Source organism: Rhodococcus sp. T7 (genome assembly GCF_009872365.1).
GTDB lineage: Bacteria > Actinomycetota > Actinomycetes > Mycobacteriales > Mycobacteriaceae > Rhodococcus_F.
The window spans coordinates 21269-48207 of the sequence record NZ_WXYH01000349.1 but is presented as its reverse complement, the minus strand read 5'-3'; the positions used below and the strand labels follow the sequence as shown (position 1 = coordinate 48207).

The window sequence follows — 26939 nt, the reverse complement described above, 5'->3', positions numbered from 1 at the left end:
CTGTATCCATGCCCGCATGCTCTCGAGAAAATCACGAAAACTCGAGCCGACACGCCGATCTAACAAAGTACTACTAGGCGTTCCGCCGGGTACCGACACCAGAAAGCCGAGATCATCATGGGCCAGGTTCTTGACAGGATCGAACAGTACGCGGACGAGATCCGCGCGGAAGGCGCCGAGGGCGACAAGCTGATGCGGCTGTCGGACACCTCCGCGAAAAGGCTGCGCGACTCCGGGGTGATGCGGATGCTGCAACCCAAGGAGTACGGCGGCTACGAATCCCACCCGCGCGAATTCGCGGAGACCGCGATGGGCATCGGCGCCATCGACGGAGCCGCGGGCTGGGTCAGCGGCATCGTCGGCGTCCACCCCTGGGAGCTGGCGTTCTTCGACCGCGTCGCGCAGGACGAGGTGTGGGGCGAGGACTCCGACATGTGGATGGCGTCGCCGTACGCCCCGATGGGGGTGGCCGTGCCCGTCGACGGCGGCTACGTCCTCAACGGACGGTGGTCGTTCTCCTCGGGCACCGACCACTGCGGGTGGGTCATGATCGGCGCCGCGGTCGGCGACCGGGACGGCAACCGGGTCATGCCCCCGAAGATCCTGCACGTGCTGCTCCCGCGCTCGGACTACGACATCGACCAGGACAGCTGGAACGTCGTCGGACTGCGCGGCACCGGATCCAAGGACCTGATCGTCAAGGACGCGTTCATCCCGCAACACCGGACGCTGCAGGCCGACAAGGTCTTCGACGGGTCCGCGCCGAAGGAGTTCGGCCGCACCCAGACGCTCTACAACTTCCCGTTCTCGTGCATCTTCCCGCTCGGCATCACGTCCTCGCTCATCGGCATCGCCGAGGGCGCGCTGGCGTGCCACCTGAACGCGCAACGCGAACGCGTCACCGTCTCCGGCACCCCGATCAAGGACGACCCCTACGTGCTGTTCGCGATCGGCGAGGCGGCCGCGGAGATCGCGGCATCGCGCGCAGCGATCCTGGAGACGGTCGACCGGTTCTGGGACATGACCGAGCAGGGCCGGGAGGTGTCGTTCGAGCTGCGGTCGATCGGTCGTCGCACCCAGACGGCCGCAGCCTGGCGGGCGGTACGCGCCGTCGACGAGATCTTCGCGCGCTCCGGTGGCGGTGCGCTCCAACTGAAGACACCGATGCAGCGGTTCTGGCGGGACGCGCACGCCGGCCTCTCGCACGCCATCCACGTGCCGGGGTCGATCTTCCACTCCTCGGCCCTCACCCAGCTCGGCGGCGAACCCCAGGGCATCCACCGCTCGATGATCTAGGCGCTCCGCGCCCGTGCGCCTTTTTGGTAGTTCCAGCTACCAGAAAGGCGCACGGGTGGCGGAGCCGCCCCCCCAGGAAAGGACTTCACATGACCGACATCCGAGGGCTCGGCTACCTACGGATCCAGACGAAGGACGTGCCACGCTGGCGTGAGCTGGTGGTGGACGGGCTGGGCATGGCCGAGGGGTCGGGCCCCGAACCCGACGGCCTGTACCTGCGCGTGGACGAGCGGCGGTCGCGGCTGATCGTCCTGCCCGGCGACACGGACAAGGCGCTCGCCGTGGGGTGGGAGGTACGCGACCAGTTCGCCCTCCAGCGGGTGCGCGAGCAGGTGGAGAAGGCGGGCGTCACGGTCGACGTCCTGTCCGAGGAGGAGTCGCGCTACCGCGACGCCGAGCAGGTGTTAGCGTTCGACGATCCGTCCGGCACCCGGGTGGAGGTGTTCTTCGGGCCGGTCCTCGACCACAGTCCCGTCGTCACCCCGCACGGGGGCCGTTTCGTCACCGGCGCACAGGGACTGGGGCACGTGGTTCTCCCGACGCCGGCGTTCGAGGAGGCGTACTTGTTCTACACCGAGGTGCTGGGGTTCCTGCCCCGCGGGGCGATCCGCCTCGGACCGGCCGACGCCCCCGGACCCGCCCGCCGGGTGCGGTTCATGGGCGTCAACCAGCGCCATCACAGTCTCGCGTTGTGCCCCGCCCCGCACAGCGGCGAACCGGGGATGGTGCACCTGATGACGGAGGTCGACACCCTCGACGCCGTCGGTCAGGCACTCGACCGGCTCGGCAAGCTCGGCTTCTCCATCTCGTCGACCCTCGGTCGCCACACCAACGACCGCATGGTGTCGTTCTACGTGCGCGCCCCCGGCGGCTGGGACCTCGAATTCGGCACGGACGGCATGCTCGTCGACGAGGCGCACTACACCGCCGAGGAGATCACGGCGGACAGCTACTGGGGCCACGACTGGTCGGGTTCCGAGCCGCTGGCGGCGTTCTCGTGACGTCCTCGCGCGCCCGCATCGGCGCTGTGGCCGCACTCGTTCTCCTCGGTGGAAGTGCCTGTTCCAGTGCGGCTTCCGAGACGACCACCGACACGTCGCCCCGGCCGGGTCAACTGCTGTCGGCCCGCGCCGTGACCGATGGTCCCGCGCTGCCGAGCGCCGCGCGGACCGAGGTGATCACCTACGCGTCGCAGGACGGCAACGGCGGCCCGGTCGTGGTGTCGGGGACCGTGGCGATTCCCCGCTCGCCGGCACCCGAGGGCGGGTATCCGGTGATCAGCTGGGCGCACGGCACCACCGGAGTCGCGGACGCCTGCGCCCCGTCCGCGGATTTCGCGGGCGGTCCCGCCCACAGCTACCTCTCCGGAGTCAACGCCTCCCTCGACGACTGGGTGGCGAAGGGGTACGCGGTGGTGAGCACGGACTACCAGGGTCTGGGCACGCCGGGTATCCATCCGTACATCAACGGTGACACGGAGGCGAACGCCGTCGTGGACATCGTCCGGGCCGCCCGCGAGGTGGATCCGGCGGTCGGCTCGACGTGGTTCGTGATCGGGCACAGCCAGGGTGGGCAGGCGGCGCTGTTCACCGCGGCGCAGGCAGAGGAGCGCGCCCCGGAACTGGACCTCGGCGGTGCTGTGGCGATCGCCCCGGGCAACGGGCTCGACCAGACTCCGAACTACTTCCGCTCGGGCGTGCCGGGTATCGAAGCGGCCGAGGCGTTCCTCCCGCTGATCCTCCTCGGCGCGCAGGCCGCCGATCCCGCGATCGACCCGTCGGCGCTGCTGACGGAGCAGGCGCAACCGCTGCTGACGGCGGCGCGGACCGGGTGCATCGACGACATCCGGAAGGTGCCGCCCGTGCCCGCGGGTCAGGTCTTCCGCCCCGACGCCGACCTCGGACCGCTGACGGAGTACCTGGGCCGCCAGGAGCCGTCGCGGGTCCACGTGCAGGTCCCGACGCTGGTCGCGCAGAGTTCCGGTGACCTGGTGGTGAGCAAACCGTCGACGGATCTGATGGTGAAGACGTTGCAGGACAACGGGAACGAACTCACGTATCGGACGTACGAGGGCGTGGACCATCGCGGGACGATCGGGGCGTCGCAGCAGGACGCGCAGGATTTCGTCGCCGGGATCCTCGACCGCTGACGGCGCCGGGACCTCCCCGGACACCACGATCATCAACAGTTTGTTGACAACAGGCTGTTGATGGCGTGGAGTGGCCGGGTGACCACCGACGACCAGACACACGCGGCCGAGCTGGATTCGGCCCGCACGACGCTGAACCGGGCCGGTGCCGCGAGGCTCGAGCGGCGTCCGTGGGAGCATCCCGGGCAGCCACGTTCGGACGGTGACCTCGTCAGATTCGCGGCGTGGGACTGCCGGGATGCGAACGGTGCGGACCCGGCGGTCCTCGCGGCCGGGCTGCGGCTGCTGTCTTCGGCGCGGGTCGAACTCGACCAGATCGAGGCCGGGCTGCTGTTCGCCGCCCGGGGCAGTGGGCTGACCTGGCCGCACATCGCCGAGGCGCTCGGCCTGGGTTCGGCTCAGGCCGCCCAGCAGCGCCTGAACCGGGTCGTGTCCCGAGTCGGCGACCGCGACGCGGAGGACTGAGCGGTGGCCTCGTGATGTCCACTCCCCACCCGGAAGCTGCGCCGGGCGAGGTGCTGCTGACCGGCATCGCGGCCGGCCCCGGCACCGCGGTCGGCCCCGCGCGGATCGTCGGCGGCCCGGACGACTTCGCCCGCTTCCGCCCGGGCGACGTCCTGGTCTGCCGCACGACGTCGCCGGCCTGGACCCCGCTGGTGGCCACAGCCTGCGCGGTGGTCACCGAGACCGGTGGGTTGTCGGCGCACGCCGCGATCGTGGCCCGCGAGTTCGGCATCCCCGCGGTCGTGGCTGCGCCGACGGCCATGATCACCCTGACCGACGGCTTGCTGGTTCGCGTGGACGGCACGCGCGGGCACGTCGCCGTTCCGAACGCCGGGAGGATCTGATGGCCTACCGCACTCCGACGGACATTCTGGTGTTGCACGCCGTGCGGATCCTCGGCTACGCCGAGACCGCGCGTGTGGCTGCCCGATTCGAGCTGCCCGTCGAGGCGACCGCCGAGCACCTGCTCGATGCCCAGGCCCGTGGGTGGGTCACCCGCACCACGTTCGCCGAGGACAGTGGCTGGTCCCTGACCGATCTCGGAAAGGTACACGGCGAGCGACTGCTCGCCGCCGACCTCGACCGGTGCGGGATCCGTGCCGTGGTGGTGCAGGTGCACCGGGAGTTCCTGCCGCACAACGTCGCCGTCGCGGACGCGTGCACCGCCTGGCAGTTGGCCGAGCTGGGTATCGGCGACGCAACCGTGACCCTCGACGAGACCACCACCCGCCTCGCGTCCGCGGCCCGCGCACTGGCCGATTTCGAGGCGCGCCTGGTCGCGGACGCGGACCGGTTCGCCGGCTACCACCGGCGGTTTGCCGACGCAGTCGAGTGGGCGAGCACCGATCCGGCCTGGATCACCGCGACCGACCGCGACTCCTGCCACCGCGTCTGGTTCGAGTTCCACGAGGACCTCATCGCGTCCCTCGGCCTGGTTCGGTGATACGGCCTAGTCTCGAACGCATGGGCCTGCGACTGCGCGACACCGTCGGACGTCAGTTACGTGAGCTTCGCTACGAGCCGACAGCGAAGCGGATCCGCGCCGTGCTGAACGCGACCACGGTGGTCGACAGCGACCGCGCGGTTCTGGTCTGGGAACCCCGGCGCGTCGTTCCCACCTACGCGGTGCCGGAGGAGGACATCGCCGCGGAGGTGACGCCGGAGCCGGCGAGGCCGGTGCCGGCGGCGGACGCAGTCGGCTTCGCGCTGCCGGACGTGACGTCGATGCCGGTGCTGGATCCGCGGGTGCCGTTTTCTGTGCACAGTGCGGAGGGCGAGGCCGTCGCGATCCGCATCGACTGCGAGCGGTACGCCCTGGGGTTCCGGCCCGGTGACGCAGACCTGGCCGGGTATGTGGTTCTCGATTTCGACGGCTTCGACCGCTGGCTGGAGGAGGACGACGAGATCGTCGGCCATCCGCACGACCCGTTCCAGCGCATCGACGTTCGCCGCACATCCCGTCGTGTGCAGTTGATGTTGGGCGACACGGTCCTGGCCGACTCGCGGCGGGCGAGCATGCTGTTCGAAACGATGCTGCCGGTCCGTTACTACCTGCCGCCCGAAGACGTCGTCGCGGAACTGCAACCGAGTGAGACGAAGACGTATTGCGCATACAAGGGTGAGGCCACCTATCAGTCGGCGGTCACCCCCGGCGGACTGCTTCACGACATCGCGTGGCGTTACGACAACCCACTCGTCGATGCGTCGGAAGTTCGCGGACTCGTGGCCTTCTTCGACGAGCGGATCGATCTGATCGTCGACGGTGTCGCCCGGCCTCGCTCCCTGACTCCCTGGTCCTAATCCTCGGCGGCGTCTGCGCCGCCGAGCGCGATCTCGAGTGCCCGGGCCTCGTGGGCGTGCCCGAGCAACTCGTATCCGACGACGGTGACGACCGGTGCCAGCATCACCACGATCAGGCACCACGCCATCGACACGCCCTGCGCCGCCAGCACGAGTGCGAGCGCGATCGTGGCCGCGGTCAGGACGAGGAGCAGGACGTGGAACGGATCGGGAACCCGCAGCAGATACGTGTACAGCAGGTACACGGCCGCGAGGTAGATCGCGACGGGAGCGGCGACGGCGAGCACCGTCGCCGTTGCGCCGATGTGGGAGGCGTGTTCGATGTAGTACGCCGCCACGTGCAACCCGGCCCCGACGGCGGCCAGTGCGGCGAAGATCACGATGTGGCTGTACCCCCACACGAACGAGCGGCGGCGATACACCGCAAGCACCTCGGCCGACGGCAGGGTGTAGTACACCCACCACAGTCCGAACGTGAGTCCGATGCCCGCGACCGCGACGAGTATCGCGTCGAGCGTCCACCCCTGGTGTTCGACGACGGCGGACAGTGAGGCCACCGTGCCGATCACACCCTCACCGAGCGTGATGATCACGAGCAGGCCGTGACGCTCGACGATGTGGTGTGCGTGCCAGGGTGTTCCGCCCCTGTACCGTTCGGCGATGACGGGGCTGCTCATCTCGACGAGGATGAGGACGGCGCCGAGGCCGAACGCATACTCGACGGTGAGGGGTGCGATCAGCAGGGCGACCCAGCCGATCTGGGCGAAAACGAGTGCCGTGGCGTATGTCAGCGACGCCGAACGGTGGTCGGGGTCGTGCCGGGCTGCGCGCAACCACTGGAACACCATGGCGACCCGCATGACGATGTACCCGGACACCATCACGGAATTGTCGAGTTCGACTCCGCGGTCGATGGACGCGAACATCTGCGGCATGCCGAGTGCCAGGACGACGACGCCGATCATCTGGATCATGGTGGTGACCCGGTAGATCCAATCGTCGGTGTCGTAGGCCGAGGCGAACCAGGAGAAGTTGATCCACGCCCAGATGATCGAGAACATCGCGAACGAGAATCCGGCCAGCCCGGCGCCGACGTGTCCTTCGGCGACGAGGTGGGCGAACTGATTGCCCGCGACACCGAACGCGACGACGAACGTCAGGTCGAACAGCAACTCCAACGGCGTTGCCGTGCGGTGTTCCTCGTCCGGGTCGCGTCCGACCATCTTCCGGACGCGGTGGGCGAGGCTCCTGTTGTTCGATGCCGATCGGTCGGGTGCGTTCACGACCCGGCCGTTACGGTGTCGCCCGGTCTGCCTGCACCACGAGGTCGGCGACGGCGACGGGTTGAGACACCAGGACGGCGTGCGACGCGGGGATCTCCGTGATCTGTGCCCCCGCCCGGGTGGCCATGAACCGCTCGGACGTCGCCGGAATCACCTGATCGTTCTGAGCGACCATGGCCCAGCTGGGAGTCGACGCCCACGACGGCGGGCCGCTCGGTTCGAGGTTCGCCACCAGCGCGGCCGACCGCTGGTGCGCGAGCATCTCGGCGGCCGTCGCGTCCGACACGTCCGGTGCGAACACCCGATGGAAGTCGGCCGGGTTGATGTAGCCGTCGAGGTTCCTGCCCGCGATCCCGGTGGGATCGTTCTCGACGACCTTCACCTGCAGCACCGGTGGGAGCAACTGGCTGCCGGGGAAGCGGATCGGGTCGAGGTTCAGCATCACCGGCTCGCCCTGCACCGGGGCGAATGCCGCCACGTAGACGAGAGCCTCGACGTTCGGCGAGTGCACATTCGTGATGACCGCCCCGCCGTACGAGTGGCCGACGAGCACCACCGGTCCCGGGATGTCCGCGAGCACCTTCTCGATGGCGGCGGAATCGTACGCGGGTCCGCGCAGCGGGTTGTCCGGGACGACGACTTCGTACCCGCGACCGCGCAGGTTCGCGGCCACCGCGTCCCAGCTGGTCGTGTCGGCGAACGCGCCGTGGACCAGCACCACCGTCGGCAGATCCTGGGCGAGGGCCGGTCCGGCCCCGACGGTGAGTGTGCCGGCAGCGGCGATCGCGCACGCGGCGACGGCGGTTCGTAATCGAAGAAGTCGCATCACTCGTCTCCCGGGTCGGGGCGGAACACAGTGGTCAGGGGTGAAGGGGACTGTGCGCCACAATCAGTCGTGCGACGAGAAGCAGTGCAGTACGACGGACGACGCCGTGGCCTGGCCCTTCGTCGCTGAGATTACTCGCCCGCAGCGCGGTCGGCATCATTTCGGCTAGCGTGAGCGGAGGGGGCATTCCGCTCGTGCACGCTTCGCCGTCGTCAGGAGGAACCCCGTGGATCTCGCATTGCACGGCACCGTCGCCGTGGTCACCGGAGCCAGCAAGGGTATCGGGCTTGCCATCACCCGGGCGCTCGCCGCGGAAGGCGCCTTCGTGGTGGCGGGGGCACGATCACCCGGCCCGGAACTGGAAGAACTCGTCCGCGGCGGAAACGTGGAGGCAGTGAGCGTCGACCTGTCGACACCCACCGGCCCGGGCGAACTCGTCGCCGCGGCCGTTGCCCGGGGCAGTCTCGGCGTCGTCGTCAACAACGTCGGCGCCGCCCACCCCAGGCTGACCGGTTTCCTCGACGTGACCGACGAAGACTGGATCACGACGATGAATCTCAACCTGATGTCGGCGGTGCGGACGATCCGGGCCGCGCTGCCCACGATGATCGCCGCGGGCCGGGGGAGCATCGTGACCACGAGTTCGGTCAACAGTTTCCTGCCCGATCCCACCGTCATCGACTACTGCGCGTCGAAGGCCGCGCTCACCAACTTCTCGAAGGCTCTGTCGAAAGAGGTGGGGCCGTCGGGAATTCGGGTGAACACGGTCAGCCCCGGTCCGGTATCGACCGCCCTGTGGCTCGGTGACGACGGGGTGGCCGCCACGGTGGCGCGCGCCGCGGGCGGCGAAGCGGAGGCGGTGGCGGAGAGTGTCGCGAAACAGTCGGTCACGGGCCGGTTCACCCGCCCGGACGAGGTGGCGGATCTCGTCGTGTTCCTCGCGAGCGATCGGGCGGGCAACGTGACGGGATCCGATTTCGTGATCGACGGTGGACTCGTCACCACCCTCTGACCGCCCTCTGACCACCCGCGGCCTACCGGCGGCCCAGAAGTTTCCGCATGCCCTCGGCCGCACCGCGCACCAGTGCGTCGCGGGGGAAACCGCTGCGCTTCTGCGCCGCGTCGTAGTTGCCGCCCGCCACCCAGACCGGACCGTCCGCGAGGTGCGCGAGCCCCTCCCGGGCAACGTCTTCGGGCTCGGCGACGTTCATCCCCGGCAGGTCGAAGTTCAGGCCCGCCCGGACCATCGCCGGCGTGCGGGTGACGCCGAGAACGAGTTCGACCACGTGGACGCCGAACGGCGCCAGTTCGAGCCAGAGGCTTTCGGCGAAGATCCGGCCGAACGCCTTGGACGCCGCGTAGATGCTCTGGTCTTCCGACCCCAGATAGCCGGCCAGCGAACCGACCAGCACGATCGCGCCCCGGCCGCGGTCCTTCATCCTCGCGCCGAAGTGCTGTGACAGGTGTAGCTGGGAGGTGATGTTCAGGTCGATGATGCGCTGGAAGCCGGCGAGGTCTCCGCTGACGAACTCGTGCCCGTAGCTGTTGGCTCCGGCGTTGAAGATCAGCAACCCGACCTCGACGTCGTCGGTGGCCGTGCGGATCCGGTCGGGGGCGTCCGGGTCGAGGAGGTCGAGCGCGAGGGTGCGCACCAGGACGCCGTGCGCGCGGACCTTGGCGGCGGTCTCCTCGAGTGGGCCGGGTTTGCGGGCGATCAGCACGAGGTTGATCCCCGCTCGGCCGAGTTCCTCGGCGAAGCTCGCGCCCACACCCTCGGAGCCGCCTGCGATCACGGCCCACGGTCCGTAGTAGTCGGTGTCGATCATGATGTGTCCCTTCGGGAATGATTTCAGTGGACGACGACGGGCGTCGGTACGGGGTCGGGATCGCGCACCGGGACGGCACCCGCCTGCGCGGCCCGGGCGATCGACGCGGTCAGTGCCGCGCACCCTTCCCGGGGAGCGCCGGGACGTCCCGGTCCGGTACCGCCGATCTCACGGCACCGGGAGCGGGCCGCGTCGTCCCACTGAATGGACGTGTGCTCCCAGCTGTTCTTCTGGACGAGCACCCGCGCGCCGCACTCAGTGCACTGCAGCGGCTGCATCGGCTTCGCGCGCCTTTCTTGCGAGGTTCTCGTCCACTTCCCGCTTCCACGATTCCACGGGCCGGGTGGTGTCGAGTTCGAACTCGAAACGCTCGGTCATCTGCGGCGTCACCGCGGCGACGTCGACGTAGAACTGCTCGTACCACCGCCGCAGCTGGTAGACCGGACCGTCCTCCTCGCACAGCAGCGGATTCTCGATGCGGGTCTTGTTCTTCCAGATCTCGATGTCCTGCTCGAAGCCCTTCGCGATGAACGTGCCGAAATTCTTTGCCATCGCGGTGGCGGCGTCGCCCTCGAGTTCCTCGGACTTCTTGACGATGATGCCGTACTGCAGCACGAACTTGTCGGCGCTGACGGGGTAGTGGCAGTTGATCAGCACGGAGTCGACGTCGTGCGTCTCGTACTGGTACGTCAGGTCGTCGACCATGAACGACGGTCCGAAATAGGTGGCGTCCGAGCGGCTTCCGACCATCTTCGGCTGACCCGACGCGTGCGGGCGCATGTCTTCACGGGCCTGCCCGCGCATGAACTGGCTGGCGACGTGGCCCTCGAAGACGTTCTTGAAGTAGGTGGGGAACGAGAAGTGCACGTAGAAGAAGTGCGCCATGTCGACGATGTTGTCGACCACCTCGCGGCAGTTGGTGTCGACGGTGGTGCGGTACCAGACCCAGTCCGTCCACTCGTCGTCGAGAGAGCCGTCGATGCGGGGAATCGTGACGTCCGCGGGCGGCGGATTGCCTTCCGGATCGTTCCACACGAACAGCATCCCGTCCTGGTCCAGCGCGTGCCACGACCGGGTTCGCGCGAGCGGCGGCACCCGGCGAGCGTACGGAATCTTCTTGCACCGGCCGTTGCTTCCCCACCGCCAGTCGTGGAACGGGCACGCCACCTCGTCGCCCTTGACGGTGCCCTGGCTCAGATCGCCGCCCATGTGCCGGCAGTAGCCGTCGAGCACCGCGAGGTCGCCGGCACTGTCGGCGAAGACGACGAGTTTGGTGCCGAACGCCTCGACGGAATGCGGCTTGCCGTCCCGGAACGGCTCGGACAAGCCGATGCAGTGCCATCCACGGGCGAATCGGGTGGGCGCTGCGCCCGCGTCGATCTCGCGTACCTCGACTGTCTCGGACTGTTGGGTGGTCACGATGCGTCCCGTCCTCTCCTGGGCTTGTGCGGTGCCCTGCACGCTAAGTGAGCGTGAACGGCCGGCATCGTGTGGTCCCACTGGACGGGACCGGTCGAAGGGCGGCGTTTCCCGTTGAGCGAGATGTATATCCACGCGCGGGTGCGATCGCCCTACCCTCCGACAGATGACGAACGAGGTCCTCAGATCGGTCCGCGGGCTGCTGCCGACGATCGCGGAGTGCGCGGACAAGGTCGACGAGTCGCGGCGGGTGTCCGAGCAGGTGATCCGTGAACTCGGCGACGCCGGATTGTTCAAGATGCTGCAGCCCCGGCGGTACGGCGGCACCGAGAGCAATCCGGTGCACTTCTACGAGGTGGTGCGCGCCGTGTCGGGGGTGTGCGGCTCGACGGGCTGGCTGGCGTCCGTGCTCGGCGTGCACCCGTGGCACCTGGCCCTGTTCGACGACCGGGCGCAACATGACGTGTGGGGCCACGACGATTCGGTGCTGGTGTCGTCCGCCTACGCACCCGTCGGGCGGCTCGTCCCGGTCGAGGGCGGATACCGGCTGACGGGGGACTGGGGTTTCTCCTCGGGCTGCGAGCACGCGTCGTGGGCGCTGCTCGGCGCGATGGTCGTCGGAACCGAGGGCCGCCCGGTCGATTTCATGACCGCACTGGTGCCGAGGTCGGACTACCGCATCCACGACGTGTGGGACGTGGTGGGGATGCGCGGCACCGCCAGCAACGAGATCAGCGCCCGGGACGTGTTCGTTCCCGACTACCGGATCAAGAGGAACTACGAGACGGCGAAACTGCGCGGTCCGGGGCAGAAGGTGAACCGGGGACCGCTGTACCGGCTGCCGTTCGCCACGCTGTTCACCACTGCCGTCGCGACGCCCGGGGTCGGCATCGTCGCGGGATGTTACGAGCGCTATCTGACGTTCATGCGGGAGCGGGTGCGGCTCACCCTCGGTGGCGGCCGATTCGTCGACGACCAGTTCGCCCAGGTCGCGGTCGCCCGGGCGGCGTCCGAGATCGATGCCGCAATCCTGCAGATGGACCGCAACGTGCGGGAACTGTGGGAGTTGGCCGAGGCCGGTGAGGAACTCCCCATGGGCTTGCGCCTGCGGGTGCGCCGCGATCAGGTCCGCGCCACCGAGCGGGCCCTCGAGGCGATCGACCTGCTGTTCAAGACCGCCGGCGGGAGTTCGCTGTTCCGCGGCAACGCGATCGAACGGTCGTGGCGTGACGCCCACGCGGGCAGCGCGCACGTGGCCAACGAGCCCGAACGCGCCCTCGCCCTGTTCGGCAGGGGTGCGTTCGGGCTCCCGGTGGAGGACAACCTTGTGTAGCTCTCGTCTAGTCAGGCCCGCATGTGCTGAACTGCCCGGTAGGAGAACACCATTGCGGTGCCGAGTGGCACGCCGGGGCCGGGGTAGAACCGGCCGCTGAGCGATGCGCTGGTGTTGCCTGCCGCATACAGCCCGTCGATGGGGGAGCCGTCGGCGCGCAGGACGCGGGCGTCGGCGTCGGTCCGGACCCCACCCTTGGTGCCGAGGTCGCTCAGCACGATGCGGGCCGCGTGGAACGGGCCCTGCGACACCGGGCTCAGCGCCGGGTTGGGCGGAGCGTCTGCACCCGTGCCGGGCGGGCAGAAGAAGTTGTCGTACGGATCTTCTCCCCGGTGGAACGCCTCGTCGACGCCGTGCTTGGCGAAGTCGTTGAACTGTTCGACGGTGCGGCGCAGAGCGTCCGCGGGGACGCCGATCTTCTCCGCGAGTTCCTCGATCGTGTCGGCCGAGACCCAGGTGCCCGCCGCGTGATGCTTCTCGGCGGAGATCTGCGGAATGGAGATGGCAGGCAACACGGGCCCGCCCTCCTTCGAATCGAAGACGAGGTAGGACCCGGCGCTGCCGTGTTCGATCATCGCGCGGCCGAACTGGTCGTACGGCAGCGACTCGTTGAGGTACCGCTCGCCGGCCGTGTCGACCAGAATCCCGCCGCGCACACCCACCATGAAAGCGCCCGAGCCGTCCGGAAGTTCGACGCCGGGGCACCACCACGCCTCGTCGAGCAGCGCGGTGTCGGCGCCGACCTCCACCGCCGCCTGCAGGAGGTCGCCGGTGTTGGCGCCGCGCGGGCCCATGCTCCACTCGGCTCGGCCGGGCGTTCCGTTCTCGGTGCGCAGGGCCGCGCTGCCCTCGATCCCGCCCGCCGCGAGCAGCACACCGCGCGTCGCCCGGATGCGGATCGTCTCACCGGTCGCGTCCGTCGCCAGGGCGCCGACGACCCGGCCGTCCTCGACGATCAGCGAGCGGGCCGCGGTCTCGGTGCGCAGTTCCGCGTGCCCGGTGCCGTACAGGGCCATGAGGAGGCGGCCGATCAGGGCGCGGCCCCCGTTCAGCGTTCCCTCGGGATGCGGTTCGCCGGCCCGGTCGACGTCGGCTTCCGGCCGGATCACCTCACGGAGTTCGCCGACCTCGTCGCCCGGCAGGTCGAGCGGGTTGATCGCGCGACCGTAGTCCATGCGGCCGGGCGCCTTGTAGTAGTCGGGGAATGCGCGCCACTCGAACTCGATGTGAGGATCGCGTTCGAGCAGTTCGACGACCTCGGGGGCGGTCGTGACGTACGCCTCCTGGCGGTCGATCTCCTCGTCTCCCACCACCGCGCGCAGGTACGTGCGCGCCTTGTCCGTGGAGTCGCCGATTCCGGCACGCTCCTGCACGGCGGTGCCCGGCAGCCACACCGCGGCGCCCGAGTACGCGGACGTGCCGCCGAACAGTGGGGTCTTCTCGAGGACGAGGGTGCGCAAACCCTGCGAAGCGGCCGTGTACGCGCCGGTCAGGGCGCCGCCCCCCGAACCGACCACCAGCACGTCGCACTCGGTTGTCCAGTCCTGCATCGTCGTTTCCTCCGTTGAATGTTCCGTGGTGACTGGCGGTCCAGTCGTGGGGTTCACGCAATCGCATCCGGGCGGCGTGCGGCACGTGCGGTCCCACTCACCGGACGAAATTCGAAGCTTTGCCGATCCAGTGCGAGAATCGACACCGGATCCGGGGCTGTGTGCGGAGTGAAGGGGGATCGAGGGTGCCGAGAATCGCCGAGGTGCGGGACGCTGCCGAACCGAGTTCGGAGGAACAGCGGGCCCGCCACGTCCGCATGCTCGAGGCCGCCGTCGAACTGGCGACCGAGAAGGAACTCGCCCGCGTCCAGATGCACGAGGTGGCCAAACGCGCCGGTGTCGCGATCGGGACGCTGTACCGGTACTTTCCGTCGAAGACGCACCTGTTCGTGGCGGTGATGGTCGATCAGATCGACCGGATGGGTGCCGGTTTCAAGAAGAGTGCGCCGCCCGGGGAATCACCGCAGGACGCGGTGTACAACGTGCTCGTCCGGGCCACCCGCGGTCTGCTGCGCCGGCCCGCGCTCTCCACGGCGATGATCCAGTCCACTAGCACCGCCAACGTGGCGTCCGTGCCGGACGCAGGGAAGGTCGACCGCGCGTTCCGGCAGATCATGCTGGACGCCGCCGGGATCGAACACCCGACTGAGGAAGACCTGACCGCGTTGCGCCTGCTGGTGCAGTTGTGGTTCGGCGTGATCCAGTCCTGCCTCAACGGCCGGGTCACCATTCCCGACGCCGAATCCGACATCCGCAAGGCATGCGACCTGCTGCTGGTCGGACTGTCGCACCGCTGACCGCTCGCCGGGCCGGGGTCGCTTCGTAGGCGCCCCCGAAGTGAAATTCATTCCTGACCGCTGAGGCGGGTAGGAAATCGTCCTTCGCAAGACGAAGGGCATTGCTGTCTTCCAAGAAATAGAATAAATTCCAAAAATGAGCCGCGGACATGTTCGCGAGTCACACGAACCCCGAGTCAGAAGAACCCAAGGGAGCGGAACATGGGCAACGCCGTCATCGTCGACGCGGCACGGACACCGATCGGGCGCCGGCACGGGGCGCTGGCCGGACTGCACCCGGCCGAACTGCTCGGCGCCGCGCAGCGGGGCGTCCTCGAACGGTCCGGCGTCGCCCCGGAGGACGTCGGACAGATCGTCGGCGGATGCGTCACCCAGGCCGGTGAACAGTCCAACAACGTGACCCGGCAGGCGTGGCTGCACGCGGGTCTGCCGTACACGACGGCGGCCACGTCGATCGACTGCGCCTGCGGATCGTCCCAGCAGGCCGTGCACGTCGTGGCGGGTCTGATCGCGTCCGGCCAGATTTCCGCCGGAATCGGGTGCGGTGTCGAGGCGATGAGCCGGGTGTTTCTCGGCCAGGCCGCCACGCCGGAGACGGGCAACCCGTACCCCGGCGACTGGTCGATCGACATGGGCGACCAGTTCACCTCGGCCCAGCGGATCGCCGACCTGCGCGGGATCAAGCGCGGAGACGTCGACGCCCTCGGCCTCGAATCGCAACGACGCGCCGCACAGGCCTGGGCGGAAGGCAGATTCGACCGCGAGATCGTGCCGGTCACCACCCCCGTCGTCGACAAGGCGGGCACACCCACCGGTGAATCCGCGGTGGTCACCCGGGACGGCGGATTGCGGGAGACGACGGCCGACGCCCTGGCCGCATTGAAGCCGGTGATCGACGGCCACATCCACACCGCGGGCAACTCGTCCCAGATCAGCGACGGCGCCGCCGCCGTCCTGCTCATGGACGAGGACCGTGCCCGTGAACTCGGACTGCGGCCGCGCGCGAGGATCGTCGCATCCGGCATGGTCGGCTCCGACCCCTACTACCACCTCGACGGACCGATCGACTCGACGCGGATGGTCCTCGATCGCGCCGGAATGTCTTTGGGCGACATCGATCTCGTCGAGATCAACGAGGCGTTCGCGTCCGTCGTGCTGTCGTGGGCGCAGGTGCACGGCGCCGACCTGTCGAAGGTGAACGTCAACGGCGGCGCCATCGCCCTCGGACATCCGGTGGGCTCCACCGGGGCCCGGCTGATCACCACCGCCCTGCACGAACTGGAACGCTCCGACACCGCCACCGCACTGGTCACGATGTGCGCCGGTGGCGCGCTGTCCACCGCAACCATCATCGAACGCATCTGAACCCCCGAACGATCGAGGCCGACATGACAATGGGATTGACCGAAGAAGAGCGCGACCTCCGCGACTCGGTGCGAGGCTGGGCCACGCGGACCGTGACCCCGGCCGTGCTCCGGGAGACCGTCGAGGCCAAGACCGAGCAGCGACCGCTGTTCTGGAAGTCGTTGGCGGAACTGGGCGTACTGGGACTGCACCTGCCGGAGGACGTGGGCGGGGCGGGCTGCGGGCTGGTGGAACTGGCGGTGGTCACCGAGGAACTGGGCCGGGTCCTGCTGCCCGGGCCGTTCCTGCCGACCGTGCTGCTCGGCGCCGTCCTGCACGAGTCCGGCCGCACGGGTGAACTCTCCGGACTGGCTGACGGTGCGACCCTCGGTGCAGTGGCGCTGCAGCCGGGTTCACTGCGCCTCGTCCGGGACGGCGAAGGAGTGACGCTGGACGGCGAGTCCGGGTACGTCCTCGGCGGGCAGGTGGGCGACCTGTTCCTGCTCGCGGCCTTGGACGGCGACGACACCGTGTTCGTGGCGCTCACCCGCGACCGCCTCGACGTGACCGACCTGCCCAGCCACGACGTGGTGCGCCGCAACGCGACCGCGGCGGTGACCGGACTCGAGATCACCGAAGCCGACGTCCTGCAGATCGATGCGCAGCGCGTCCTCGACCTGGCCGCGACGTTGTTCGCCGCCGAGGCGTCGGGCGTCGCCGACTGGGCAGTGACCACCGCCGCCGACTACGCGAAGGTGCGTCGGCAGTTCGGTCGTCCCATCGGCCAGTTCCAGGGCGTGAAGCACCGCGTGGCGCGGATGCTCGGCCTCGCGGAGCAGGCCCGCGTCTGCGCGTGGGACGCCGCCCGCGCGATGAATTCCGAAACCGGTGCTGCGGAGGCGTCACTCGCCGCCGCGGTCGCCGGCGCCACCGCACCCGACGCGGCGTTCTCCGTCACCAAGGACTGCATCCAGGTGCTCGGGGGCATCGGCTACACCTGGGAACACGACGCCCATTTGTACCTGCGCCGGGCGCAGTCGCTGCGGATCCTGCTGGGGTCCACCGCGTCCTGGCGGCGGCGCGTTGCCCGCGCGACGCTGGGCGGTGCCCGCCGGGTGCTCGGCATCGATCTGCCGCCGGAGGCCGCCCGAATCCGGGCCCGCGTCCGCGCGGAACTCGCGTCCGCCGGCTCGCTGGGCGAGACGGAACGCAGGACGTACCTCGCCGAGAAGGGTTACACCGCACCGCACCTGCCCGCACCGTGGGGCAGGGGTGCGGGCGCCGTGGAACAACTCGTGATCGCGGAGGAACTGCGCACGGCCGCGCTGAAGCCGCACGACATGATCATCGGCAACTGGGTGGTGCCCACACTCATTGCACACGGCAGCGAAGTCCAGTTGCAGCGCTTCGTGCCGCCGTCGCTGCGCGGCGACGTCGTCTGGTGCCAGCTGTTCTCCGAACCCGGCGCCGGATCGGACCTCGCAGGCCTGAACACCAGGGCCACGAAGGTGGCCGGCGGCTGGATGCTGCAGGGGCAGAAGGTGTGGACGTCGATGGCCCGGGACGCGGACTGGGGAATCTGCCTCGCCCGCACCGACGCCACGGTCCCCAAACACAAGGGATTGTCGTACTTCCTGATCGACATGAAGGCGAGCGAGGGCCTGGACATCCGGCCGCTGCGCGAGATCACCGGCGAGGCCCTGTTCAACGAGGTGTTCCTGGACGACGTCTTCGTTCCGGACGAACTCCTCGTGGGCGAACCGGGCGACGGCTGGAAGCTGGCCCGCACCACCCTCGCCAACGAACGCGTGTCGCTGTCGCACGACTCGTCGCTGGGGTCCGGTGGTGAGGCGCTGCTGACCCTGGCCGGTGAACTGCCCGGTGGCATCGACGACGAGCAGCTGACCGTGCTCGGCAAGGTCCTCTGCGACGCGCAGTCCGGCGGGCTGCTGGCACTGCGCACCACCCTGCGCTCGATCGCGGGCGGGCAACCGGGCGCCGAGTCGTCCATCGCGAAACTGCTCGGCGTCGAACACATCCAGCAGGTGTGGGAGGTGGCGATGGACTGGGCGGGACCGCGGGCCCTGCTCGGCGACCGGCCTCGCACGTCGGACACGCAGATGTTCCTGAACTCGCAGTGCATGTCGATCGCGGGTGGCACCACCAACGTCCAGCTCAACATCATCGGCGAACGGCTGCTGGGTCTACCCCGCGACCCGGAGCCCGGACAGGGAGCGGTGGCCTGACATGGCGATCGACGTGAAGGCGGCGCTGGCCGCGGACCCGGCCGTGCGCGAACTGTCGTGGACCGAACGTGACGTGATGCTTTACCACCTCGGACTCGGCGCCGGCGAGAACACCCGCGACCCGGCGGAACTGCGCTGGGTGTACGAGAAGAATCTGCAGGTGCTGCCGACGTTCGCGCTCGTCGCGGGGCAGGGCATCTCGGCGGGCGACGTGCCTGCGGCCGGGCTGAGTCTGCCCGGCATCGACATCGACCTGCGCAAGATCCTGCACGGCGGCCAGTCGCTCACCGTGCACGCGCCGATCCCCGCCTCGGGCGCCGCCCGGGTGTCCTCGCGGGTGGCCGACGTGTGGGACAAGGGCAAGGCCGCCGTCATCGTGCTCGAACAGACGGCCACCGACTCGGGCGGGAACCCGTTGTGGACCACGGGGATGCAGATCTGGGCCCGTGATGAGGGCGGGTTCGGCGGCTCCCCGGGACCCGAGTCGGTGGCCACGATCCCCGACCGCGAGCCCGACAAGGTGCTCGTGTCCCGCACCGGAACAGCGCAGGCGCTGCTGTACCGGCTCAGCGGCGACCTCAACCCGCTGCACGCGGACCCCGAGTTCGCGGCCGCAGCCGGGTTCGAAAGGCCGATCCTGCACGGGCTCGCGTCGTACGGTGTGGTGTGCAAGGCCGTCGTCGACGGAATGCTGGACGGCGATCCCACGCGACTGCGCCACTACGCGGTGCGGTTCGCGGGCTCGCTGTACCCCGGCGATACCGTCGAGACCGCGGTCTGGCAGGAGGGCGACCGGCTCACCCTCCGCGCGACGTGCCCCGACCGGGCCGGGCAACCGGTGCTGACCCAGGCGACGATGGAGGTGACCGGATGAGCGTCGGAACGCACCCCACGTTCGAGAACAGCCCGCCGGGAACGGTGCTGACGTCGCCGCCCGACGGTTCCGCCGTCGACCGGGCGACCGGCGCCGCCCGGCGCGTCGTCGACGCGTTGCTGCGCACCGACCGCGGCAACGCCAACCTCGAGCGCGTCGCGGAGGAGTTGAACGGCATCGCCGAACACCTCGAGGAACACGCCCCCGCCGTCGCGGAGCGGCTGATCGACATGTGGAACGGCGAGGGCGTCACCCGGCACGATCCCGTCACCGGACCCGAGAACGCGCTCGCGCCGCCCCTGGTCCTCGAGGGCCTGCCGGACGGATCGGTGCGGGGCACCGTCACCCTGACCATCCCGTACCAGGGGCCGCCCGGGCACGTCCACGGCGGCGTGTCCGCGCTCCTGCTCGACCACGTCCTCGGCGTCGCCAACGCCTGGGGTGGAAAGGCGGGCATGACAGCGCAGTTGAGCACCCGCTACCACCGCCCGACGCCGCTGTTCGAACCGCTCACCCTGACCGGGAAGCTGATCTCGGTCGACGGCCGCAAGATCACCACCGCCGGCGACATCCGGACCGCGGACGGCCAGGTGTGCGTCTCCGTCGAGGGACTGTTCGTCGACAAGTCCGTGCCCCGTCCACGATGACCCCGATCAGGAGCAGAACGTGACGTCACCGCAGCGTTTCGAGAACAAGGTCGTCTTCGTCACCGGCGCCGCCCGCGGACAGGGTCGCGCCGAGGCCGTCCGGTTCGCGTCCGAGGGCGCCGACGTCATCGCGATCGACGCCTGCACCGAATTCGCGTCCACGCCCTATCCCGGCGCCACCGAGGACGACCTGGCCGAGACGGTCCGGCTCGTCGAGTCGACGGGCAGGCGGATCGTCGCGGCCACCGCCGACGTGCGCGACTTCGACGGCCTCTCGCGGGCACTCGCCGACGGCATCGACCGCCTGGGCCGCCTCGACGTCGTGATCGCGAACGCGGGCATCTGCTCGGGCGCGCTGTCGTGGGAGATCACCGCCGAGCAGTGGCAGGAGACGGTCGACGTCAACCTCACGGGAACCTTCCACGCCGCGAAGGCGGCGATTCCATACCTGATCGAACAGGGTGAGGGCGGCGCCGTCGTCTTCACCAGTTCGGTGTCCGGGTTGAAGGGCACCCCGTTCACGGGGCACTACGTCGCCACCAAGCACGGCATCACCGGGCTCGCCAAGACGATGGCGAACGAACTCGGAGAGCACCGCATCCGCGTCAACACCGTGCACCCGGCCGGGGTCGACACCGGCATGAAGATGCGCGACCTGCACCCGCTCATCGCCAAGTACGCGTCGACTCTCGGCTCGATCTACCAGAACACGCTGCCCTACACCATCACCCAGCCGGAAGACGTCGCCGCCGTCGTCGCCTGGGTGTGTTCCGACGAAGCGAAGTACATCACCGGGGCGCAGATCCCCGTCGATCTCGGCAACCTCATCCGCTGACGTTCGCCCGAATGCCGCGGGGGCGCAGTTCGACTGCACCCCCGCGGCATTCGGCTGTCAAGCGGTGATGTCGCGGCGGACCATCTTGCCGGTCGCATTGCGGGGTAGCAGGTCCGTGCTGATCCGCCAGCGGGTCGGGACCTTGAAGTACGACAGGCGATCGGCGGCGTAGTCCCGCAGTTCCGCCTCGGTGGTCGCGGCACCCGGTCGCAACACGACCACGGCGGCCACCTCCTGCCCCAGATCCTCGTGGTGCACGCCGATCACCGCGCACTCGAGCACGTCGGGGTGCTCGTCGAGGCACTGCTCGATCTCGGTGGGGTACACGTTCTCGCCGCCGCGCAGGATCAGATCCGAGCGGCGTCCGGTCAGCCGGAGCCGGCCGTTCTCGACGAGCCCGAAGTCGCCGGTCCTGAGCCACCGGCCCGGGGCGATCGCGGCGGCGGTGGCGGCCTCGTCCTCCCAGTAGCCGAGCATCACGAACGGGCTACGCACACACACCTCACCCTCGACGCCGTCGGGCAGCCACTCCCCGTACGGGTCGCGGATCTCCATGCTCACGGTGATGATCGGGCGCCCCAGGGTTCCCGGGAACTGCTCGAGTTCGGGGGCGGTGGCGACGGCGATCGCGGTGCTGCACTCGGTGAGCCCGTAACTGTCGACGAGCGCGTTGCGCGCGAACGGCACCTTCTCGCGGAGACGTTCCTTGAACGCGACCGACGACGGCGCGGAGGCCAGCGAGAACGACGTGAGCGACGACAGGTCGTACCGGTCGAGGTTCTCGTGCTCCACCAGGCGGGACGCCATGGTGGGCACCGCACCCCAGTTGGTGACGCGTTCCCGCTCGACGAGACGGAGCACGGCGTCGACATCGAATCCACCCTGGTGCATGACGACGGCGCCGCCCGTCGCCAGCCGCGGGATCACCAGATTGTGCAGGCTCGCGATGTGGAACAGGGGAGACGTCAGGAGGTAGCGGAGCGGGCTCGGCACCGCCGGATCCACGGGCCGTCCACTGAATTCGCCGACCACGGCGTCGCTGAAGCGGTGGTAGTCGACGACGGCCAGGATGTTGCGCTGCGAGTGCAGCGCCCCCTTGGGCCTGCCACTCGTGCCGCTGGTGTACAGGATGGCGGCGGGGTCGTCCTCGTCGACGTCGGCGTGTGGCATGGGGGAGCCCGCGTAGCGCGCGAAGATGCCGGGCAGATCCTCCTCCATCGTGAGAACGGGGACACCGGTGCCGACCGCGGCGAGCGTCTCGGCTCGCTTCGCGTCGGCGATCACCACGGTGGGGCGGCTGTGCGTCAGTCCGTACTCGACCTCCCGCGGAACCCACCAGCCGTTCAATCCGACGCTGATGGCGCCGAGTACCTGCGTGGCCCAGAACGCGACCACCCACTCCGGGGTGTTGGCGGCCAGGATCGCCACCCGGTCACCCTTCCGGACTCCGTGCTCCTCCCGCAGCGCCGTCGCCAGGGCGGCGACCGCGGCGGCGTGCTCGGTGTACGACATCCGGCGGTCGGCGGTCACCAGGTAGTCGCGGTCACCCCAGCGCAGTGAGGTGGTGAGAAGTTCGCCCACCGAGCGCCCGCGGTTCTTCATCACCGGCATCCGGGTGCCGAGCACCGGTTCCTCGACGAGTTCGAACCGGCCACCGGGTCCGGTGAGGCGGGACATCACCTGATCCAGGAGCAACTGTGGATCTGTAGGGGCAGTCATCGGGGCGACCTTTCGTCCTCGGGCACTCGTACCGACACAAGATGGCACGCCGTGACGGGCGCCCGGACGTGGTTACCACTCAGCGAGACTGCCACGATCCGTGACATCCCGGCGCCGCTACGTTCGACAGCGAATCGCAGCTGGAGGAACTCTTATGACGATAGATCTCGACCCGCCCGCAGTGAAGGTCGATCCACTCGCCCCGGCCCGGCTCGGGCCGATCACTTTGCGTAATCGCGTGATCAAGGCGGCGACGTACGAGGGGCTGACCCCGAAGGGGCTGGTCACCGACGAGCTCATCGACTTCCACCGGCAGCCTGCCGCCGGGGGCGTGGGCATGACGACGGTCGCGTACTGCGCCGTCGCCGCGGACGGCCGGACGTCGCCCGGCCAGATCCAATGGACCGACGAGACGATGCCGGGCCTGCGGAAGCTGACCGACGCCATCCACGACGAGGGTGCGGCCGTGTCGGCGCAGATCGGCCACGCGGGACCGGTCGCGGCCGCGAAGTACATCGGCTACCCGGCGCTGGGCCCGTCCCGCGCGTTCCGGATGACGACGCAGAACTTCTCCAAGCCGGCCACCGCCGCCGACATCACCCGGATCGTCGAGGCACACGCGCACGCGGCCCGCCGTGCGGTGGACGCGGGGTTCGACGCCGTCGAGATCCATTTCGGACACAACTACCTGATCAGCTCGTTTCTCAGTCCGAAGGTCAACAAGCGCACGGACGAGTACGGCGGGTCCCTGGCGAACCGCGCCCGGTTCGCGCTGGAGACCGCCCGTGCGGTGCGCGCCGCGGTGGGCGACCGGATCGCGATCCTTGCCAAGCTGAACATGGACGACGGTGTGCCCGGCGGCTTCTGGGTGGACGAGGCCATCCAGGTGGCGCAGTGGCTCGAACAGGACGGGTCGCTTGACGCGCTCGAGCTCACCGCAGGCAGTTCGCTGCTGAATCCGATGTACCTGTTCAAGGGCGACGCACCGCTCCGCGAGTTCGCCGCCGTCATGCCGCAGCCGACGAAACTGGGAATCCGGTTGGTCGGCAAGCACTTCCTGAAGGAATACCCCTACCGCGACGCCTACCTTCTCGAGGACGCCCGGCAGATCAGGGCCGCCGTGAAGATGCCGCTCGTGCTGCTCGGCGGCATCACCGGCAAGGCGACCATGGACCTCGCGATGGAGGAGGGCTTCCAGTTCGTGGCAGTCGCACGGGCACTGCTGCGGGAACCCGACCTCGTCAACCGCATCGCGGAGGAGAACCACAACCCCGGATTGTGCATTCACTGCAACAAGTGCATGACGGCGATCTACGGTGGCACCCACTGCGTGCTCCGGGCACAGTGAGCACGCAGGCCGTGTCGGCAGGAGAACTGGAGTTGGAACGCACCACGATCGCCCGGATGCTGCTCGACCGGCGCGGCGACGACAGGCTGGGAATCCGCACCCGGGAACAGGATTGGACCTGGGACGAGGTCGTGCGCGAGAGTGCCGCGCGCGGGGCGATCGCGTCCTCGCTGCGCCGCGACGGCCCGTTCCACGTGGGCGTCCTGCTCGAGAACACCCCGGAGTTCCTGTTCTGGCTGGGCGGCGCGGCCCTCGCAGGCGCCACCGTCGTCGGCATCAACCCGACCCGCCGCGGGGCGGAACTCGAGGCCGAGATCCGGTACGTCGACTGCCAGCTGATCGTGACGGACACCGCGGGGAAGGCGCAGCTCGCGGGTCTGGACCTCGGGCTGTCCGAGGACCGGTTCCTGCTGGTCGATCAACCCGCCTACACGGGCCTCGTCGCGGCCCACGCCGTGGAGCACCCGGCCCAGGACCCCGCGCTCGACCCGTCGACGCTGTTCCTGCTGCTCTTCACGTCCGGCACCACCGGCACGTCGAAGGCGGTGCGGTGCAGCCAGGGCCGCCTCGCCCGGCTGGCGTACGCAAACATAGCCAAGTACGGGCACGTGCGCGAGGACGTCGACTACTGCTGCATGCCGCTGTTCCACGGCAACGCGCTGATGGCGCTGTGGGCACCGGCGCTCGCCGTCGGCGCCACCGTCTGCCTGCCGCGCAAGTTCTCCGCATCCGGATTCCTGCCCGACGTCCGATTCTTCGGTGCCACGTTCTTCACCTACGTCGGCAAGGCGCTGGCCTACCTGATGGCCACCCCGGAGCAACCCGACGACCGGGACAACACGCTGGTCCGCGGTTTCGGGACGGAGGCGTCCCCGGAGGACAAGACCGAATTCGTGCGCCGGTTCGGCGCCGAACTGTACGAGGGATACGGCTCGAGCGAGGGCGCCGGTTCGGTGACGCTCGACCCGCACGCCCCCGAGGGTGCGCTCGGCAGGCCCGCGAACGAGAACATCGTCATCGTCGACCCCGACACTCTCGCGGAGAAGGCCCGGGCGCGGATCGACGAGCACGGCCGGGTACTCAACCCGGACGAGGCGATCGGCGAGATGATCGACAAGGCCGGCGCGGCCCGGTTCGAGGGCTACTACAAGAACGAGGACGCGATCGCCGACCGGATCAGGCACGGCTGGTACTGGACGGGCGACCTCGGGTACGTCGACGAGGCCGGCTTCATCTACTTCGCGGGCAGGAAGGGCGACTGGATCCGGGTGGACGGCGAGAACACCTCGGCGTTGATGGTGGAGCGAATTCTGCGCCGCCACCCGAAAGTGATCGCCACCGGCGTGTACGCCGTCCCCGACCCGAGGTCGGGTGATCAGGTGATGGCCGCGGTGGAGGTGTCGGACCCAGCCGATTTCGATCCGGTGGAGTTCGCCGCGTTCCTCGCGGGCCAGGACGACCTGGGCACGAAAGCGGCCCCGCGGTTCGTCCGGGTGTCGACGGACCTGCCCGTGACCGGATCGAACAAGGTGCTCAAGCGAACCCTGCAGGAACAGTGCTGGCGGTGCGACGATCCGATCTTCCGGTGGGTGGGACGTGGTGTTCCCGAGTACCGCGAGATGACCGACAGTGAGAAGGCCGCGCTGGAGCAGGAGTTCCATACGCACGGCCGGCAACGATTCCTGCACGTGTGACGGTGAGGGTGACATGAAACTGGGTGTGGTGATTCCCGTCGAGCTGGGACGGGCCGGTGAGCCCGAGTGGATACTCGAATTCGCCAGGGCCGCGGAATCACTCGGATTCGACGAGATCTCCGCCGTCGAGCACTCGGTCGTCATCGCGGACACGGAGAGCGAATACCCGTATTCGCCGACCGGGAAGTCGCACCTGCCCGACGACTGCAGCCTGCCGGACCCGCTGGAACTGCTGTCGTTCGTCGCCGGCGCCACGACGACCCTTGGGCTCGCGACGGGAGTGCTGGTACTGCCCAACCATCACCCGGTGGTGCTGGCGAAACGCCTCGCCACCCTCGACCGGCTTTCGGGGGGACGCCTGCGCGTCTGCCTCGGTCTCGGCTGGATGCGGGAGGAGATCGAGGCGTGCGGCGGCGACTTCGACCGGCGCGGCGCGGTGGCCGACGAGGCGATCGTTGTGATGCGGGCGCTGTGGTCGGGCACTGCCGCGGTCGATTTCAAGGGCGAGTACTTCTCCTTCCGCGGCGCGCAGAGTTGGCCCAAACCACAGCGGGATTCGGGCGTGCCGCTGTTCATCGGCGGTCACAGCCCGGCCGCCGCACGCCGCGCCGGGAGGCTCGGCGACGGGTTCCAGCCCCTCGGCCTCGCCGGCGACGACCTGAATCGGGCGATCGCCCGGATGCGGGCCGCCGCGGCAGACGCGGGCCGCGACCCCGCCGACGTCGAACTCGTGCTGGGCGCCACGCTGCCCCGGCTGGACGAGGCGAAACTCGACCGGTCCCGGGACCTCGGCGCGAACCGGCTCGTCCTGTCGGCGTCCCGGCACGCGCAGTCCCTGGACCAGGTCGTCGACGAGATGGCCGCGTGCTCGTCCCGGCTGGGACTCAGTCCGGCACGGTGACCGGCACGTCCTCGCTGAAGTCGACGATCAGTTCGCGCCGGGCGAACCGCCATCCGGAGTCGCCGAGCACGTAGCGGTCGTGGTAGCGCAGCGCGATCCGGTTGTCACGGTAGCCGTTTCGGCCGGAGTAGACGTGATGCGCCGTGCAGTACGTCTCACCCGACGCCGTCGACCCGTCCACGTCGAGCACCTGCTGGTGGACGACGTGCCGGGTGGAATGCAGATGTGTGACGGCGTCCACGACGGCGGACGCGAGCACGTCACTGCCGCGCAGTTCCGGCGCCGCGCCGGTGCCCGTCAACGCGGGCGGCAGGACGAACGTCGCGTCCGGGTCGAACAGCGCCGCGAGCGTCGCCGCCTCGCGCCGGTCGACGGCCCGCGCGTAGCGGGCGGTGAGTTCGGTGAGAGCGAATCCGGTGGCCATTCCACCATTCCAGCGGACGCCCGGCATCGGCGACAGCCGCCTCCCGGTGACCGAGACACCGGCACCGGGGCCGGGGAGTGCTGGTTAGCGTCCAGAACACACGTGGCGACAGCCACGCACAGGC

Annotated in this window: 26 protein-coding genes; 18 read left to right on the top strand and 8 right to left on the bottom strand. The window is 69.4% G+C overall.

Annotated elements, in window-relative coordinates:
• Window positions 1-117 precede the first annotated feature (117 nt).
• The 7 genes from MLGJGCBP_RS34350 (at window position 118) to MLGJGCBP_RS34320 (ending at window position 5749) form a co-directional block, all read left to right on the top strand.
• A complete protein-coding gene (locus MLGJGCBP_RS34350; RefSeq protein WP_160101368.1) occupies window positions 118-1296 on the top strand; it encodes an acyl-CoA dehydrogenase family protein in 1179 nt (392 codons plus the stop codon).
• An 89-nt stretch (window positions 1297-1385) separates the two neighbouring features.
• Entirely contained in the window at window positions 1386-2297 is a 912-nt protein-coding gene (gene bphC / locus MLGJGCBP_RS34345; RefSeq protein ID WP_160101366.1) for a biphenyl-2,3-diol 1,2-dioxygenase, read from the top strand.
• Entirely contained in the window at window positions 2294-3445 is a 1152-nt protein-coding gene (locus MLGJGCBP_RS34340; RefSeq protein WP_160101364.1) for an alpha/beta hydrolase family protein, read from the top strand. Before bphC ends, MLGJGCBP_RS34340 begins: the two co-directional genes overlap by 4 nt.
• 78 nt (window positions 3446-3523) lie before the next feature.
• Window positions 3524-3910 (top strand): hypothetical protein, encoded by a 387-nt coding sequence (locus tag MLGJGCBP_RS34335; RefSeq protein WP_160101362.1) that lies wholly within the window; start codon window positions 3524-3526, stop codon window positions 3908-3910.
• A gap of 14 nt (window positions 3911-3924) precedes the next feature.
• Window positions 3925-4293 carry a PEP-utilizing enzyme gene (locus tag MLGJGCBP_RS34330; RefSeq protein WP_160101361.1) on the top strand — a complete coding sequence of 123 codons (369 nt, stop codon included), beginning with the start codon at window positions 3925-3927 and terminating at the stop codon, window positions 4291-4293.
• A complete protein-coding gene (locus MLGJGCBP_RS34325) occupies window positions 4293-4892 on the top strand; it encodes a hypothetical protein (RefSeq protein WP_160101359.1) in 600 nt (199 codons plus the stop codon). The genes MLGJGCBP_RS34330 and MLGJGCBP_RS34325 overlap by 1 nt, the downstream gene beginning before the upstream one ends.
• Before the next feature lie 20 nt (window positions 4893-4912).
• Window positions 4913-5749 (top strand): DUF427 domain-containing protein, encoded by an 837-nt coding sequence (locus tag MLGJGCBP_RS34320; RefSeq protein ID WP_160101356.1) that lies wholly within the window; start codon window positions 4913-4915, stop codon window positions 5747-5749.
• On the opposite strand, the gene MLGJGCBP_RS34315 is transcribed toward MLGJGCBP_RS34320, so the two are convergent.
• Complete coding sequence (locus MLGJGCBP_RS34315; RefSeq protein ID WP_160101374.1) at window positions 5746-6972, bottom strand: low temperature requirement protein A; 1227 nt, start codon at window positions 6970-6972, stop codon at window positions 5746-5748. The genes MLGJGCBP_RS34320 and MLGJGCBP_RS34315 overlap by 4 nt on opposite strands.
• A gap of 70 nt (window positions 6973-7042) precedes the next feature.
• Window positions 7043-7858, bottom strand: coding sequence for an alpha/beta hydrolase (locus MLGJGCBP_RS34310; RefSeq protein WP_160101354.1), 816 nt, complete (start codon window positions 7856-7858; stop codon window positions 7043-7045).
• 226 nt (window positions 7859-8084) lie between these two features.
• Here MLGJGCBP_RS34310 and MLGJGCBP_RS34305 point away from each other — a divergent pair, with 226 nt between their 5' ends.
• On the top strand, window positions 8085-8870 hold the full coding sequence (locus tag MLGJGCBP_RS34305; RefSeq protein WP_160101352.1) for an SDR family NAD(P)-dependent oxidoreductase: 786 nt from the start codon (window positions 8085-8087) through the stop codon (window positions 8868-8870).
• Window positions 8871-8892: 22 nt separating this feature from the next.
• On the opposite strand, the gene MLGJGCBP_RS34300 is transcribed toward MLGJGCBP_RS34305, so the two are convergent.
• From MLGJGCBP_RS34300 to MLGJGCBP_RS34290, 3 genes are read right to left on the bottom strand one after another with little or no spacing between them, the layout of a single operon-like run.
• A complete protein-coding gene (locus tag MLGJGCBP_RS34300) occupies window positions 8893-9684 on the bottom strand; it encodes an SDR family NAD(P)-dependent oxidoreductase (protein WP_160101350.1) in 792 nt (263 codons plus the stop codon).
• A 23-nt stretch (window positions 9685-9707) separates the two neighbouring features.
• Window positions 9708-9962: a hypothetical protein gene (locus MLGJGCBP_RS34295; protein WP_087560202.1), complete on the bottom strand. Its 255-nt coding sequence runs from the start codon at window positions 9960-9962 to the stop codon at window positions 9708-9710.
• Window positions 9940-11103 (bottom strand): Rieske 2Fe-2S domain-containing protein, encoded by a 1164-nt coding sequence (locus MLGJGCBP_RS34290; RefSeq protein WP_160101348.1) that lies wholly within the window; start codon window positions 11101-11103, stop codon window positions 9940-9942. The genes MLGJGCBP_RS34295 and MLGJGCBP_RS34290 overlap by 23 nt, the downstream gene beginning before the upstream one ends.
• Before the next feature lie 166 nt (window positions 11104-11269).
• On the opposite strand from MLGJGCBP_RS34290, the gene hsaA reads away from it, so the two are divergent.
• Window positions 11270-12436 carry a 3-hydroxy-9,10-secoandrosta-1,3,5(10)-triene-9,17-dione monooxygenase oxygenase subunit gene (gene hsaA, locus MLGJGCBP_RS34285; protein ID WP_160101346.1) on the top strand — a complete coding sequence of 389 codons (1167 nt, stop codon included), beginning with the start codon at window positions 11270-11272 and terminating at the stop codon, window positions 12434-12436.
• A gap of 11 nt (window positions 12437-12447) precedes the next feature.
• On the opposite strand, the gene MLGJGCBP_RS34280 is transcribed toward hsaA, so the two are convergent.
• Window positions 12448-13986: an FAD-dependent oxidoreductase gene (locus tag MLGJGCBP_RS34280; protein WP_160101344.1), complete on the bottom strand. Its 1539-nt coding sequence runs from the start codon at window positions 13984-13986 to the stop codon at window positions 12448-12450.
• A 185-nt stretch (window positions 13987-14171) separates the two neighbouring features.
• On the opposite strand from MLGJGCBP_RS34280, the gene MLGJGCBP_RS34275 reads away from it, so the two are divergent.
• From MLGJGCBP_RS34275 to MLGJGCBP_RS34250, 6 genes are all read left to right on the top strand, one after another.
• Window positions 14172-14783, top strand: coding sequence for a TetR family transcriptional regulator (locus MLGJGCBP_RS34275; RefSeq protein ID WP_072940808.1), 612 nt, complete (start codon window positions 14172-14174; stop codon window positions 14781-14783).
• Between the two features lie 201 nt (window positions 14784-14984).
• Window positions 14985-16148 carry a steroid 3-ketoacyl-CoA thiolase gene (locus MLGJGCBP_RS34270; RefSeq protein ID WP_160101342.1) on the top strand — a complete coding sequence of 388 codons (1164 nt, stop codon included), beginning with the start codon at window positions 14985-14987 and terminating at the stop codon, window positions 16146-16148.
• 23 nt (window positions 16149-16171) lie between these two features.
• Window positions 16172-18373 carry an acyl-CoA dehydrogenase gene (locus tag MLGJGCBP_RS34265; RefSeq protein ID WP_160101340.1) on the top strand — a complete coding sequence of 734 codons (2202 nt, stop codon included), beginning with the start codon at window positions 16172-16174 and terminating at the stop codon, window positions 18371-18373.
• Window position 18374: 1 nt separating this feature from the next.
• Window positions 18375-19247 carry a MaoC/PaaZ C-terminal domain-containing protein gene (locus tag MLGJGCBP_RS34260; protein ID WP_160101338.1) on the top strand — a complete coding sequence of 291 codons (873 nt, stop codon included), beginning with the start codon at window positions 18375-18377 and terminating at the stop codon, window positions 19245-19247.
• Window positions 19244-19894: a PaaI family thioesterase gene (locus tag MLGJGCBP_RS34255; RefSeq protein WP_087560196.1), complete on the top strand. Its 651-nt coding sequence runs from the start codon at window positions 19244-19246 to the stop codon at window positions 19892-19894. Before MLGJGCBP_RS34260 ends, MLGJGCBP_RS34255 begins: the two co-directional genes overlap by 4 nt.
• 19 nt (window positions 19895-19913) lie before the next feature.
• Complete coding sequence (locus MLGJGCBP_RS34250; protein WP_160101336.1) at window positions 19914-20729, top strand: mycofactocin-coupled SDR family oxidoreductase; 816 nt, start codon at window positions 19914-19916, stop codon at window positions 20727-20729.
• 57 nt (window positions 20730-20786) lie between these two features.
• Here MLGJGCBP_RS34250 and MLGJGCBP_RS34245 read toward each other — a convergent pair whose 3' ends face one another.
• Window positions 20787-22448, bottom strand: coding sequence for a class I adenylate-forming enzyme family protein (locus tag MLGJGCBP_RS34245; RefSeq protein ID WP_160101334.1), 1662 nt, complete (start codon window positions 22446-22448; stop codon window positions 20787-20789).
• A gap of 154 nt (window positions 22449-22602) precedes the next feature.
• Between MLGJGCBP_RS34245 and MLGJGCBP_RS34240 the strand changes: the two genes are divergently transcribed.
• The 3 genes from MLGJGCBP_RS34240 to MLGJGCBP_RS34230 are packed head-to-tail and all read left to right on the top strand — an operon-like array spanning window position 22603 to window position 26391.
• Window positions 22603-23796: an NADH:flavin oxidoreductase gene (locus MLGJGCBP_RS34240; RefSeq protein WP_160101332.1), complete on the top strand. Its 1194-nt coding sequence runs from the start codon at window positions 22603-22605 to the stop codon at window positions 23794-23796.
• 26 nt (window positions 23797-23822) lie between these two features.
• Window positions 23823-25490 (top strand): AMP-binding protein, encoded by a 1668-nt coding sequence (locus MLGJGCBP_RS34235; protein WP_160101372.1) that lies wholly within the window; start codon window positions 23823-23825, stop codon window positions 25488-25490.
• A gap of 13 nt (window positions 25491-25503) precedes the next feature.
• Window positions 25504-26391: an LLM class F420-dependent oxidoreductase gene (locus MLGJGCBP_RS34230; protein WP_160101330.1), complete on the top strand. Its 888-nt coding sequence runs from the start codon at window positions 25504-25506 to the stop codon at window positions 26389-26391.
• On the opposite strand, the gene MLGJGCBP_RS34225 is transcribed toward MLGJGCBP_RS34230, so the two are convergent.
• A complete protein-coding gene (locus tag MLGJGCBP_RS34225) occupies window positions 26375-26815 on the bottom strand; it encodes a nuclear transport factor 2 family protein (protein ID WP_160101328.1) in 441 nt (146 codons plus the stop codon). The genes MLGJGCBP_RS34230 and MLGJGCBP_RS34225 overlap by 17 nt on opposite strands.
• Between the last annotated feature and the right edge of the window lie 124 nt (window positions 26816-26939).